Source organism: Streptomyces sp. NPDC001868, from assembly GCF_040297125.1.
Classification (GTDB): domain Bacteria; phylum Actinomycetota; class Actinomycetes; order Streptomycetales; family Streptomycetaceae; genus Streptomyces.
Genome location: NZ_JBEOYO010000059.1, coordinates 42,744 through 56,435, shown reverse-complemented (window position 1 = coordinate 56,435; position 13,692 = coordinate 42,744). Strand labels below are relative to the sequence as shown.

The following is a 13,692-nucleotide window of genomic DNA, read 5'->3' as shown; positions in this document are numbered from 1 at the left end:
GGCCGGCTTGTGCGGAGCCCGGGGTGCTGGGATGGCTGGGCAGGGCTGGGGGTGCAGGGCATAGTTCCAGTCGCCGTGGAAGGCGTGTCGGGTCATCGGCAGTGCGGCCATCTCCGCGTCGCGGATCTGGACTCCGGTGGGGTAGACGTTGGTGTCCAGCTCGGCCATGACACGCAGTCCGGTGCGGGTGGTGGTCGCGGCGATGGACTGGACAATGACTTCATGGCTGGTCAGCGGGCGGCCGCGCCAGTTCATGGTGATGTGCGAGAACAGCCGGTGCTCGATCTTGTTCCACTTCGATGTGCCCGGCGGCAGATGACACACCGTGATCGTCAGCCCGGTTTCGGCCGCGAGCCGGGCGAGTTCACGAGCCATGGGACGGGAAGCGACACCTTGATGATCTGCAAGCCCTTAGCCGCCTGAGTCACCTCAGGCGCTGGTGGTCTCTTACACCACCGTTTCACCCTTACCGAGGACCGAGGTCCCCGGCGGTCTGTTTTCTGTGGCGCTGTCCCGCGGGTCACCCCGGGTGGCCGTTAGCCACCACCCTGCCCTGTGGAGTCCGGACGTTCCTCGGGAAGCCCCCTGGGGGACTTCACGCGGCCGTCCGCCCGGCTCGTCTGCCGTGTCGACCATGCTAGCCGACCAAGCGCGGCTCCTTGTCTCGTCGATCAGCGGCCGACGAGCGGCTCCGGCGTCTCCTTGATCTGCGGCCCAGTCGCAAGTTCCTTTGTGGAGTAGTCGAGCCACAACTCGCCGGTCACCCTGCCCCTCGCGCCCAGCTGGCGGCCTACGGACACCGCCCACTCGCGAACGCGTCCCTCGTCGAGCAGCCCGTCCGGGCCGAGCAGGTCGTTACGCCTGGCCTGGTCGAGCCGGTAGGAAGCAGTCACCCGGTCCGGGACTCGTCCGCTGCGACCGATGGGTATCCCCCGTTGCTGAGCCCAGGCTCGGACTGCGTGCGTCTCGGGCCCGGAGACAGCTGATCGCTGACGCCGCCTGGCATGTGTGGCCAAACATCCGCAACTACGGGTGTTTCCAGAAGTGACCTGGGACTGGACAGCAGTGAAGATCTCGGGATTGCCGCACCCGCATTGGTAGTCGCGGACGATCTCGTCTGGGCTTTCTGGATTCCGGTACGGCTCGGAAACGGGTGACAACAGGCTGTCCGCATGCGGTGCTGTTGGCGAGAGGCGGCGCGGTGTCGGCGGGCCCGCCTTCTTTGGCTTTCGGCGCGGAGGACGCAACTCGCCCCACACCGCGGCGATGTAGGCATCGGCAGCGGCCTGATGCCGGGCGGTGCCACCAGTGAGGTACGCGTCCAGGCCGGGCACAGCCTCGGGAAAGCGCATCGCGAGGGCCGAGGCCACCGCGCTGGCCTGCTGGTAGGCCGTGGCCCGTTCGGGCACCGCTACGACCAGGGCGTGGGGAGAGTCCATCTCCGGCAGATCGCCGATTCTCACGTGTATGAGCAGGTCCAGGAGCCCCGCTGCGACCAGTACCCGGCTCTTGTCGTTCTCGTACTGGCGGCGGTCCCGCTGTCTGGTCGAGTGGTGGAAAGCTCCGTCGTACTCGAGGCCTACGCGGACACCGTGAGGCAGATGGAAGGCGGCGTCGACCTCGACGTCCTTGTAGCGCCAGCGGGCCGGTTTGTGCTCGGGCGGAACGGTGAGACGGTGCGAGGCGAAGTCGGGCGCGCCGGCCGACAGCCGTGGATCCTGGCTCTCCGGCGGTACGAGGTCGATGAGTCCCGCGAGTTCAGCAACCAGCCGGACCTGTTCCTTCGATATCCCAGAGGTCGAGCACTTGCGGCAGCCGGTGCCGTGGACACGGTTGAGGACCGTGGCTTCCCAGCCGTGGCCATGAAGGCATCGCCAAGACAGAGTCGCGTACACGCCCCGATTGCCTGCTTCGGCAGCATGCTTTTGCGACACGTTGTGCTGGCTCGTCGGCAGCCGACGCGGGTCAAGGTCCGGAGCATCCAACTCGTCAGCGATTTCCGGGAACCAGGTGAACAGTGAGTTCGTATCGTCGATCACGTACCCCGCACACACCAGACAGCCATTCCCCTGAAGAGCCCGCTCTTTAACCCAAGACCGGGAAGTTAGGGCTGTTGTGGCTGGTCGGGTGGGTTGACATGGGAACGGAGCCCGGCGCGGACTGTGAGTGTCGAGGTCACGGTCCGAGGGGGCTCCGTTGTCTGTTCAGTGTGCCACCGCAGGGGTGGTTCGGGACCGGTCGTGGGTGTGGTTGCCCGGTCATTTAGGGGTGTTGACGCGGTGGGTGCCGCCGTCGCTGGTGGACGAGGTGGTTCGGGCGGCGGGCCGGGGTGAGCGGCGGGTGCGGCTGCTGCCGGCGCGGGTGGTGGTCTACTTCGTGCTGGCCATGGTGCTGTTCCCGGAGTGTGGATACCGCCGGGTGTGGGCGTCGTTGACGGCCAGGTGGCCTGGTTCGGCACTTGCCGATCCATCGGCAGCGGCTCTGCGGCAGGCTCGTCGGCGGTTGGGGGCCGAGCCGCTGGCGTTGCTGTTCGACCGGCTTCGCGGCACGGTGGGCACCCCGGCAACGCCGGGGGTGTTCTGGCGGAGTCTGCGGCTGGTGGCCTGGGACGGCACCTGCGTGGAGGTGGCGGACAGCGAAGCGAACGTGGCCCGGTTCAGGCGGCATGCGGCCCGCACCACACGTCCGGCCGGCTATCCCCAGGTGCGGCTGACCGCGCTGGTGGAGTGCGGGACCCGTGCCCTGGTCGATGCGGTGTCCGGGCCGCAGCAGTACACCGAGTGGCCGCAGGCCCGTGCTCTGCTGCCCTCTCTGCAGCCCGGCATGCTGCTGCTCGCCGACCGCGGCTACGACGGCTTCGAGGCCCTGCGGGACGCTGCTGCCACCGGCGCCGATGTGCTGTGGCGGGTGCAGGCAGGGCGTCTGCTGCCCGTCATCCGCCCGTTGCCGGACGGCACCCATCTCACCCTGGTCACCGACCGGCGCTCCGGTGACCGGCTCACCCGGTGGATGCGCCACGGCCGCCGCGGTCCGATGCCCGCACACCTGACCGCCCTCACGCTGCGTGTGATCAGCTACCGGATCACCCGGACCGCCGCGGACGGCACCTTTCGCACCAGCACGGTCCGCCTGGTCACCACGCTGCTCGACCCGCACGAGCACCCGGCCGCCGAGCTGGCCGTCCTCTACCAGCAGCGCTGGGAGATCGAGACCGCCTACTACGGGCTCAAGGTCACCCTGCGCGGAGCCGACCGCGTCCTGCGCTCACGCACTGTCGCGGGAGTCGAACAGGAACTCCTCGCGCTGCTGACCGTCTACCAGGCCGCCCGCATCGCCATGACCCAGGCGGCCACCACCGCCGGGATCGACCCCGATCGGCTGTCCTTGACCACGGCCCTGCACACCATCCGGCTCACGCTGATCACCGCCAACACCACAGGACCGACCCTCCTTGCGGAAGTCCTGCTGAAAGCACGCAACCTCGCGCCCACACGGCGCCGTTCACGCACCAGCCCGCGGTGCGTCAAACGCACCCTGTCGCCCTACGCCTACAACAAGACCAAAGGCAGCGTCGGACACAAGACGACCGTGACCACCACCATCACCCTGACCAGCGCCGACAGACCTTAACTTCCCGGTCTTGCTCTTTAACCACCGCCTCGAAACGATGCTCAACTGGCAACCACACTCCGGTATTTGGATCGACTGCCCAAGTCCGGCAGATCCACGGCACACTCTCGTGCGAAGCGTGGGTGATATCGCTCGTTGGTCTCTCTCCACGATACTGAGCGGCCAGCGCCGGAAGGTCCGCGAGCCGGATCAAGCGCCGGCACTCGGGGCACCCCGGACCTTTCCGGATGCGGTCCTTGGGCCAGGCCGGGCCACGGCTCATGACCGAAGCCAAGGGGGCATTGCCACCGGAACGGACTGGCCTCGCCTCGCCTTTGAGCCGTCGCCAAGACATTCTCAGGACGGACGACGTTGTCTCGGTGGCACTGCGCTGCGACCTCCGGGATGTCCGCCACGGTCATTTCTCCACGCCCACCGATACGGCTGCGCCACCGACCCATGACCGTAACCTTGTGCCGATTCCAGTAAGCGACGACCTCGGCCTGCCGGGCCCGGGCCACTGCCACTTCCTTCTTGATCAGCTCACGGTGGGCCCCGTTGAAGTCGTCCCAGACGGACCGCATCTGTCGAAGCATCCGTAACCGGTCCTCACGCCCACCACTCCCGGTGTCAAGCGGTGCTGGCTGAGGTGGCCAGGCGGCGAGTGCTGACCCGTCGCTCCCGGACGCGTCTGAACTTTGAGCTGCGATCACGGCGTGAGGATACGAGCGAGGTCTGACAGAGCCGCACCGATGTCCAGATCATTCGCATTTGACCAAGCCAGACACCTCGGACAATATTTCTATATCGTCCGAGGTGTCTGGCTGTCGGATGCTTTTCCGCTGGTCACAGCGCTTTCGACGATTGGCGCCTCAGTCGGCGAACGTCACTCCGCACTCGCACGGCGAAATTCGACCCGGCCTGCCGACTTCCCTTTCACAACCCCAGGTCACAGCCCCAACAGCCCACCAAACCCAGTTATCAACCCACCACCAACACACCAGCTCACACCCCACCCCACACACCGACTACCCCCCCCGCCTCAGCGACAGGTCCGGAGATCTCCACGCCTTCCCCGCTCTCACCCCTTCCGTCGCGTTCCAAAGGTCGTGCGGGGGTTGCGCCTCTTGAGCCTCGCCCGCCTCCGTGGGTCGCGGGCAGCCGGGGTCAGGCGCCAGTATCCGTACGGGTTGTGGAAGAAGTCGTCGTCCTCGAACCGTTCGCACTCCACACGGTTCATGATCCAGCGCGTGGCGTCCTGCGCGATGCGGAAGCCCTCGCCGTTCTGGACGCCGTGGTCCGGCTGCTCGGTCAGCAGGTAGTACCCCGCGATCTCCATGGTGGTCCCCCACTCCCACACCAGCTCCGGCTCGGGCGCCGTGGTGCTTCCGGGGGCCAGCTCCACGTCGGCCTCGCCCAGGAGGTGCATGCCGCAGCTGTAGTAGATCTCCCCGTCGTAGATCACCGGCACGACCCACGCCCGGACGAGGGCGCCGACCAGGTCGTGCGCGGTCTCGGCGGCCGCCGCCTCGCTCGCCAGGGCCAGCCACCGCTCCCGACCGCAGGCCACCCCGCTGGACTCGTTCTTCACCGCGGTGGCCCCGTTGGCCAGCAGGGCCGCGGTGACGGCCAGCGCCCGGCGGGACACGTCGAGGCCGGTGGCCTGGGAGATCGGCGGTGACAGGACATAGGCGACCGAGTCGTGTGCGTCCACCGCGGCCCAGTCGTCGTCGCCGAACTCGTCGACGCCGGTAATCCGGCGGGAAGCCACCGCGGCGTCGAACGCCTCACGCATCCGGGGGTCAGGCTCCCGCTGGAACTCGTCGAGAGTGAAGTCCCCCGCGCCCGCCTCCTCGACCACCCGGCTGATGACATCGGGATCCAGGCCCACGCCGACCGCGCACAGCACGTGCCTCGGCGTCACACCGGACGCCGGTACCACAAAGCGCGTGCCATCGATGACGTGTCCTTGCCACACCTTGCTCATCTGCCCAGCATCGCAGATGTGCGTACGACGTTGTGATCTCTGTGGCACCAACAGACATGGGGGTCCGGCCCGTTCACGCGGTTCCCCTCGTCCCCGGGAAAGCAGGAGCGCGGGGAACGGCCGGTCACGTCTGGCTCCACCTCCGGTTGTCCTGACCGTTGCAGGACCACAGCACGAGCTTCTCGTGCCGTTGGCGTGGTCCGCGTAGTAGACGTCCAGGCAGAGACCGGATGCGACGGCTCACCTCAGCGCGCTGGAAACTCTCGTCAAGCGCGGTGCCGGCCGTCCGGGTCAGGGCTCCACAGGAGAGGGATCAGCCGTGCGTGGTGGACGACGGGCTCGCCGGGTTCGTGTACCGGAGCGGGCGGTGGGAGTTCCAAGAGGAGCCGCTTGAGCGGTTCGCGCGGTGGGCGCTGGAGGAGCAGCTCGTCCCCTCCGAGGTGCTGCCCCGGTACCGGCGGGTGTACCGGATGGTCGACGGTGAGCAGCGGCGGTTTTGCCGGGATCGGTGGTGGACGTCGCGGAAGTCGATCGCTGACAGGCACGAGGTAATGCGGCAGCGGCAGGATGCCGCGCGGGCGGAGCGGGAGGCCCGGCAAAAGGAGCAGGAGGAGGCCGGAGCGGCGCCGCCAGGAGGTGGAGGAGCAGGAGCGTGCGCGGAAGGCCGAGGAGGCTGAGCGTCGACGACTGCAGCGAGAGGAGGAGGAGGAGCGTCTGCGCCTGGAGGAGGCACGGCGGCGGTGGGCGGAGGGGGATGCGCGCCGGGAGCAGGAGAGGGTGGAGCGCGAGGCGCGTCTGGCCCGCGAGCAGGCCGAGCGGGAAGAGGGGGAGCGTCAGGCGCTGGAGGTGGCGCGGGCGTGGTGGGGCCGGTTGTCGCCGCAGCAGCAGACCGAGTTGTTCGCCGCCGTCGCCGAGTACGCCTGGCGCGATTCGAGTCTGCGGGTGGAGGTCCCGGAGAAGCCGATGATGTGGCCGCAGTACGCCCGCGGTGTTCCGATCCACGTGGCCGACAAGCGGCGGACGCTGTACGGGGTCGTGCGGCCCTGCCCCGATCTGGTCGGCCGCCTGCCCCACGCTCGCAAAGGAGCTGGTCTTGGTCCGCAGCACCCAAGAGGCGCGCGAACTCACCGCCATCCTGCCCCAGGGCAGGATCGTCCACCCCGACCTGCCCGAGCACGAACAGCTCACCATGTGCTGAAGCGGCGGACGGGCAGCACGTCAACGGGAACAGCATCGCAACCACGCGGCTGCCGCTCTTCCCTCGGCGCTGAGGCGGGCCCGGTCGGGCCCGCCCGGCAAGGCCATCAGGTCAGGGCAGCGTGGCCGGCCTCGGTGGCCTCCATCAGGTCTGGCCGCTCTCCGTTCGCCGGGTGGACAATCCGCAGGCTGCTGACCAGGAACTTGCGGTCCGTCGACGCCCTGACGGACCCGCCGGTCCTCGAGCCGGTGATCGCCGGTGTGACCGAGGGCTCAAAGGGGCGGGCACAGTGGCGCCGGTCGGGCGCCTGTCCATGGGTGAGTGGGGCTGCCGCATGGACAGGCGTGACCGGGGGCCTCAAGCCGCTTCGAGGAAGGGGTAGTCGGTGTAGCCCTCGGCGCCCGGCCCGTAGAACAGTTCCGGCCGCGGCTCGTTCTCCGGGTGGCCACCCAGCCAGCGCGCGACCAGGTCGGGGTTGGCGATGAGGGCCCGGCCCACCACCACGGCGTCGGCGTGGTCGGCCTCGATCTGCTGGAGCGCCTGCTCGCGGGTGGTCTGCCCCCCGAAGGGGCCGCTGTTGACGATCAGCTTGCCGTCGAAGCGCCGCCGCAGTTCCTGGACCAGGTCGCCGCCCGGCTCGGCGTGCAGTACGGAGAGGTAGGCCAGGCCCAGCGGGCGCAGTTGGTCCGCCAGGGTGCCGTAGGTGGCCAGGACGTCGTCCCGGTCGGTCTCGAAGACGTCCCCGAGGTCGACCTCCGGCGAGATCCGCAGCCCGACCCGCTCGGCACCGACGGCCTGGGCGACCGCCGTGACGACCTCGACCACAAAGCGGGCGCGGTTCTGCGGCGAGCCGCCGTACTCGTCGGTGCGCTGGTTGGCTGCCGGGGAGAGGAACTCCTGGAGCAGGTAGCCGTTGGCGCCGTGGATTTCCACGCCGTCCGCTCCCGCCTCGATGGCCCGGCGGGCCGCGGCGACGAAGTCCTCCAGGGCTGCCCGGATCTCTGCGGTGGTCATCGCTTCCGGTACGGGGTAGGGCTGCTCGCCCTTCTCGGTGAACGTCTTGTTGTCGATGGCGATCGCGCTGGGGGCGAGGATACGGCGGCCGCCGTTGATGTCGGGGTGGGTACCGCGGCCGGCGTGCATGATCTGCAGGACGATACGGCCGCCCTCGGCGTGCACCGCCTCGAACACCCGCTGCCAGCCGGCCGCCTGCTCGTCGGTGGCGATGCCCGGCTCACCGACATACCCCTGCGACGCGTGGTCGGGGTAGGTGCCCTCGGTGATGATCATTCCGACGCTCGCACGCTGCCGGTAGTACTCGACCATCAGGTCCCCGGGAATGCCGGAGGAACCGGCCCGGACCCGGGTTATCGGTGCCATGACGATGCGGTTGGCGAGCTCGATCTTCCCGAGAGAGACAGGGGAGAAAAGCGATGGAACGGGCGAAACATCCGAAACATTGGCAGTCATGGGTTTCTTTCTTTCTGTCATACAGAGGGAAACGGGATGAAGGGATGCGACGCAGGGGGTCCACGCCGTCCCGGCGCAGGCGCGGATGCGGTCCTCGGACAGGCGCGGGCCCGCTGACGGTGGCGCGGTTCCATGACCGCGATCGGGGTGTGGGTGGTGCTGGCGGCGAACGCGGTGTGAGCCGCATGCCGTCGGCGTCGGCGCCGGCGCCGGCGCCGGTCAAGCGCAACTGCCCGCCAAAGTGCGGGCGTTCGCTCCTTGCGCACGATCAGCAGTCAGCCAGGTGACGAAGTCATGGGTGCCGCCGCCGGGGTCGGTACGGATCGGTGTGTGCGGGCCGCGCCGCGACCGGCTCTCTCGACGCGCCCCCGCGAAGAGGACCGATACACGGCTTCATCTGGAAGGCGCTTTTGGCGGTGGCGGGAACAGCGATCTCAGCGCTCCTCATTCTCACCGGCCTGAGGCACTTTGGCCGGCCGATCGCCCGCAGGGCAGCCTGCTCCACGAAGGCGCGGGCCTAGTTGAGCGGCACGTCCGCGACGGCCTTGAGGTGGCTGAACGTCTCGAGGGAGTACCGGCCGTGGTACCGGCCCATGCCGCTCTCGCCGACGCCGCCGAAAGGCAGGCCGGGCATGAGCAGCTGCATCACCGGCTGGCCCCAGGCGACGCCGCCGGAGGACGTCTCCTTCACCAGGCGCGACTTGATGGCCTCCGAGGTGGTGAAGGCGTAGAGCGCGAGGGGCTTGTCGCGTTCGTTGATGAAGGCGATGGCGGCGTCGAGGTCTTCGACTTCGACGACGGCGAGGATCGGACCGAAGATCTCCTCCTGCATGATGGGCGATGCGGGGTCGACATCGGTGAGCACGGTCGGTGCGATGAACAGGTCGTCGCGGTCGTGCCGGCCTCCCACCGCCACCCGGCCGGAGTCCAGCAGAGCGGTGAGCCGGTCGAAGTGCCGCTCGTTGATGATCCGGCCGAAGTCGGCTGCGGTCTGCGGAGTGGGGCCGAACTGGGCGTCGACCGCCGCGCGCAGGGCGGGGACCAGCGCGGCGGCGGTGGCAGGATCGGCCAGTACGTAGTCGGGGGCGATGCACTGCTGCCCCGCGTTGCCGAACTTGGCGCCGACCAGCCGCTTCGCGGTCTCGTCCACGTCGGCGTCGGGGGCCACGAAGACCGGTGACTTGCCCCCGAGTTCGAGCGTGACGGGGGTGAGGTTCTTGGCGGCTGCGGCCATGACGATCCGGCCGACCGTGCCGTTGCCGGTGTAGAAGATCTGGTCGAAACGCTGCGCCAGGAGGGCCGTGGTCTCCTCGGCGCCCCCCTCGACGACGGTGAGCACGTCGGCGTCGAAGTACTCACGCAGGAGCCGTGAAGCGACCGCCGAGGTGTGCACCGACATCTCGCTCGGCTTGGCCACCACGGTGTTCCCGGCGGCCAGCGCGCCGATGATGGGGTCGATGAGAAGGTGCAGCGGGAAATTCCACGGAGCGATCACCAGGACGACCCCGATCGGGTCGTACGTGGTGTAGGCCGTGGTCGTGGGACCGAAGTGGGCGGGAACCTCCACCGGGCGAGGTTCAAGCCAGCTCTCGAGATTCGCCAGTGCCTCGTCGATGTCGGCGACGGTGAAGTCGATCTCCTGCATCTTCGCCTCGGCGGCGTTCTTCCTCAGATCCGCCCAGAGCGCATCGATCAGCTCCTGCTCGTTCTCCACCAGCAGTGCCCGCAGCCGCTGCAGCTGGCTGACGCGCCAGTCCAGTGGACGGGTGACGCCGGTGTTGAACGTCGCCCGAAGGCGGCCCACCACCTCCGCAGCCGTCTCGCTCTGGTGCGTCCTCGACTCGATCCCCTGTGTCGCGCTCATGGGATGTGCTCCGTTCTCGATGCAGGCCACGCCCCGGCCGCCTTCCGGCCGGGCACGGTGACCAGCGTCCTGGACCGGCCGGCATCCACCCAGGCCACGGCATTGCGTATGCCCGCGATGCCTACCACTGGTTGGGTCAGGATGGTGTGCGTCCGGCCGTGGATACTCGAGGCATGGACGAATCCCCCGAACCGGTGCACGAGCCCGCCGCCGGCGCTCTGGACCCGCGTGCCGAGCTCAGTGAGTTCCTGCGCACCCGGCGGGCCCGGCTGAAGCCGGAGGACGTGGGGCTGCGCAGCTTCGGACGGTACCGGCGGGTGCCGGGGCTGCGCCGCGAGGAGCTGGCGCAGCTGGCCGGGGTGTCGGTGGCGTACTACACGCGGCTGGAACAGGGCAACGGGCGGCACGTGTCGGCGGAGGTCCTCGACGCCATCGCCCGCGCGCTCAGGCTGAGCGACGCCGAGCACGCCCACCTCACGCACCTGGCGAAGCCGAAACAGAAGAAGCAGCCGGCCGGCCGCGCCCAGCAGGTGCGGGGCCCCCTGCGGACGCTGCTGGACACCATGGACGGTGTTCCGGCGATCCTCGTGGGGCGGCGCTCGGACATCCTCGTCTGGAACCGGATGGCCGCGGCGGTCTTCGGCGACTTTGCCGAGCTGCCGGCGAGGGAGCAGAACTGGGCGCGGCTGGTGTTCCTGAACCCTGAGTACCGCGACCTGTTCGTGGACTGGGAGCACAAAGCCAGCGACATCGTCTCTCAGCTGCGCATGGACGCCGGCTCCCATCCCGACGACCCCCGACTGTCCGCGCTGGTGGGCGAACTCTCCGTCAAGAGCGAGGACTTCAGGCGGCTGTGGGCCACCCACGACGTCAAGGAGAAGTGCCACGGCATCCAGCGCCTGCACCACCCGCTCGTCGGCGAACTCGACCTCCGCCTCGAGTCGTTCCACCAGGCCGACGCCCACGAACAGATGCTGGTGACCTACCACGCCGAACCGAACTCCCCGTCCGCCGAGGCACTACGCCTCCTGGCCAGCTGGGGCGCGGACGCGACCCGGGCGGGAACAGGCACGTCGTCGGCCCGCACGCCTTGATGAGCTCCCCTTGACCATCGGTAGTCGGTTGCCCGCCACGCCCCGCGTCCTTGTCACACGCCAGACGCCTGCGGGGGTGTCGGATTCAGGACGGCGCGGGTGGCGCGGGCCTGGCTGCGGTCGGGCAGTGGAAGAACGGTGCCGCCGCTGCGCAGGGCATCGTTTTCGAGAGCCAGCTGGCGGATGGCCTCCTCGTACAGAGCCAGAGTGCGGCGCAGGTCGCTGTTCCCCTTCCGTAGCCGGCTCAGGTTGGCAGGCCTCCGGCGATGACGCCTCCGGGATGGCGGGCGATGAAATGCACTCGCCAACCGGTGATCGACATGACGCCGGACGATAGTCCGTGGACAGCTCAACAGCGCATAACCGAAGTGGGACGGATTTCGGGCTCTCGTCGCTGTCGACGCGGGCCGGGTGGTGCTGCGCTCGAGACGCGGCACCGAGATGGGGCCGTCGTTTCCGGACGTCGTGGCCGGGGGCGTGCAGTTGCCGGACGCGACCGCGCTGGACGGTGAGCTGATCGTATGGGACGCCGCGGGACGCCTCGCGTTCGAGCGGTTGCAGAACCGGCTTGCCCGGCGCGGTGCCGAGGCGGCCCGGGCAGCGGAGGAGTGGCCGGCCCACTTCGTCGCGTTCGATCTGCTGCGGCCGGCCGGGACGGACACCACCTCCTGGCCGTACCGGCGGCGCAGGCACGCGCTGGAGTCCGCGTTCGCCCGCCCGCCGGTGGTGGAAGGGACGGCCGCGTCAGCGCCGCTGGAAGGCGCGGTTCAGGACGTCGAGGGTGACCGCCAGCCCGAGCCGGTGCCCGTGCTCGGAGGCGAAGCGGTAATGCACACCGGCCCAGATTCGCGCCTCCAGGAGTTCGACTGTCGCCGCCCGAAGGCTGTCGTAGTGGCGGGTCGTGCCGGAGGCGGGGCTGTACGCGGCGAACGTGAGGTCGTCACGGCCGAAGAACAACCCCAGGGCCGTCATGACCGCCGTGGTGAAGCAGGCGTGGCCCGACGGGTACTCCGGCGACGGGGCGGTGACCCGCAGCGGCGTCCAGTCCGGGTCGGGATCGGTGGCCGCGTTGCCGTCGGTGCCGGCGAGCGGAATGGCCGTCACCGGGCGCCAGAAGTTCCAGTGCGCCTTGGCCTTGTAGCAGGCGATCAGCGTGTCGGCGGAGGCCACGTACACCATGGCGAGCAGCCGGGCCGTCCGGAGGCTGCTGAGGCGGTGCGCGCCGGCGAGTTGCCGGGTGATCGACCATTCGACCATCCGGGGGTCGTCCCACCAGATCGCCGCCTCGGTCTGGTCCTCGGTGCGGACGGTGCTGGTGGCCGCGCCGAGGCTCTTGACCTCGTTCAGGTCGCGGGCCCAGGCGGCGCCGGTCAGGGCCGGCGGGGGCTTGACCCGGTAGGCGCCGGCGTCGGGGACGACGAACGGCTTCAGGTTCGGCACCCAGGCGCCGACGTTGACGTAGCCGGGCGGGGTGAGCCGGTATTCGCCCGGCTCGGTGCCGACGGTCCACGGCGCGGTGGGGTCGAATCCGTCGTCACGGCGGCTCTCGGTCATCGCCGCGGCGGCGGCCCTCCCGACGGCCACCCCGCCGTCCTCGGCGCGGCCGTCGGGGATCGCGGCCAGCGCCTCGTCGTACCGGGCGTTCAGCGACTCGGCCTGCCCGGGGAAGAGCCACAGCAGCGTGTCGTGGGCGGCCGCGGCGACCGCTGCGGCGGTGGAGGCCCCGGGGCGACTGCGGGGCGCGCTGACCAGGGGCTCGTACGGACGGCCGGCGACGGCGTTGACCGCGTCGTACACGGCGCCCTGCACGATGGCGAAGCTGCGGGTGCTGGTGGTGGGCGACTGCTTGGCGGTGTCGTGGATGGCGGTCTGGGCGTGGATGTTCCAGGCGATGACGGGATTGCCCGGGGCGGCCGTCACGCCGCCGTGTGCCTCGGCGGTGGTGGCCGTCAGCGGGACGGTCAGGGCGAGTACGGTGAGGACCGCGATACGGCGTAACCCTCTGAATGATCCGGCGAGCGGGCGTTGTGTCACGAGACCCCCATGGGCTTGTCGGTGACAGATTGTCCGAGCCTATGAGGCAGGGGTCAGTTTTGTCGTTACATCGACAACCATCGACAATCCGACGGCGTTCACACCCGGATGTCCGTCACCTCGGCGACGAACGCGCGGGCTCCGGCCGGGAGCACACGGCCGGAGCGCCCTCCGGGCGGGCCGGTCGGCCGTGGTGGCGAGGTCGGTCGCCGGGACGGAGGCCACGGGCAGGAAGTCCGGGCGCCTCTGGGCGCGGTCGGCGCGAAGCGACGAAGGAGAGCAGGGAGCCCATGCGCAGACGCAGAACGGCTGACTCGGCGCCTGCCACGACGACGGACAGCACGTCGCTGCCGGCAGCATGCGCCAGGAAGGCGGCCAGATTCCACCGATCCATCCAGCCGTCTCGTACGCCGCCCGGTCGGCGGTGTCGCAACCG

General features: G+C 69.5%; 8 protein-coding genes, 1 other RNA gene and 2 pseudogenes. 3 read left to right on the top strand and 8 right to left on the bottom strand.

What is annotated here, in order from left to right:
• The 3 genes and pseudogenes from ABT147_RS39915 to ABT147_RS39905 all read right to left on the bottom strand — a co-directional run.
• Positions 1 to 372 (bottom strand): annotated as a pseudogene (locus ABT147_RS39915) (ISAzo13-like element transposase-related protein); the annotation flags it as partial.
• Positions 373 to 389: 17 nt separating this feature from the next.
• An RNA gene (gene rnpB, locus ABT147_RS39910) (RNase P RNA component class A) lies at positions 390 to 600 on the bottom strand.
• 71 nt (positions 601 to 671) lie between these two features.
• On the bottom strand, positions 672 to 2,039 hold the full coding sequence (locus ABT147_RS39905) for an Lsr2 family DNA-binding protein (RefSeq protein WP_351415823.1): 1,368 nt from the start codon (positions 2,037 to 2,039) through the stop codon (positions 672 to 674).
• Between the two features lie 127 nt (positions 2,040 to 2,166).
• On the opposite strand from ABT147_RS39905, the gene ABT147_RS39900 reads away from it, so the two are divergent.
• On the top strand, positions 2,167 to 3,630 hold the full coding sequence (locus ABT147_RS39900) for an IS4 family transposase (protein WP_351415820.1): 1,464 nt from the start codon (positions 2,167 to 2,169) through the stop codon (positions 3,628 to 3,630).
• Between the two features lie 1,060 nt (positions 3,631 to 4,690).
• Here the strand turns inward: ABT147_RS39900 and ABT147_RS39895 are convergent.
• The 4 genes from ABT147_RS39895 to ABT147_RS39875 form a co-directional block, all read right to left on the bottom strand.
• A complete protein-coding gene (locus ABT147_RS39895; RefSeq protein WP_351415818.1) occupies positions 4,691 to 5,533 on the bottom strand; it encodes a hypothetical protein in 843 nt (280 codons plus the stop codon).
• 896 nt (positions 5,534 to 6,429) lie between these two features.
• A complete protein-coding gene (locus ABT147_RS39890) occupies positions 6,430 to 6,609 on the bottom strand; it encodes a hypothetical protein (protein ID WP_351415815.1) in 180 nt (59 codons plus the stop codon).
• Between the two features lie 542 nt (positions 6,610 to 7,151).
• The gene (locus ABT147_RS39885) at positions 7,152 to 8,264 is read right to left on the bottom strand and encodes an alkene reductase (protein WP_351415812.1); all 1,113 of its coding nucleotides are present in this window, start codon (positions 8,262 to 8,264) and stop codon (positions 7,152 to 7,154) included.
• A 517-nt stretch (positions 8,265 to 8,781) separates the two neighbouring features.
• Positions 8,782 to 10,128: an aldehyde dehydrogenase family protein gene (locus ABT147_RS39875; protein ID WP_351415810.1), complete on the bottom strand. Its 1,347-nt coding sequence runs from the start codon at positions 10,126 to 10,128 to the stop codon at positions 8,782 to 8,784.
• 173 nt (positions 10,129 to 10,301) lie between these two features.
• On the opposite strand from ABT147_RS39875, the gene ABT147_RS39870 reads away from it, so the two are divergent.
• Both ABT147_RS39870 and ABT147_RS39865 read left to right on the top strand, forming a co-directional pair.
• A complete protein-coding gene (locus ABT147_RS39870; RefSeq protein ID WP_351415808.1) occupies positions 10,302 to 11,222 on the top strand; it encodes a helix-turn-helix transcriptional regulator in 921 nt (306 codons plus the stop codon).
• A gap of 378 nt (positions 11,223 to 11,600) precedes the next feature.
• Positions 11,601 to 11,927: pseudogene (locus ABT147_RS39865) on the top strand (ATP-dependent DNA ligase); the annotation flags it as partial.
• A gap of 39 nt (positions 11,928 to 11,966) precedes the next feature.
• Here the strand turns inward: ABT147_RS39865 and ABT147_RS39860 are convergent.
• Positions 11,967 to 13,256, bottom strand: coding sequence for a vanadium-dependent haloperoxidase (locus tag ABT147_RS39860; RefSeq protein WP_351415806.1), 1,290 nt, complete (start codon positions 13,254 to 13,256; stop codon positions 11,967 to 11,969).
• Positions 13,257 to 13,692 lie beyond the last annotated feature (436 nt).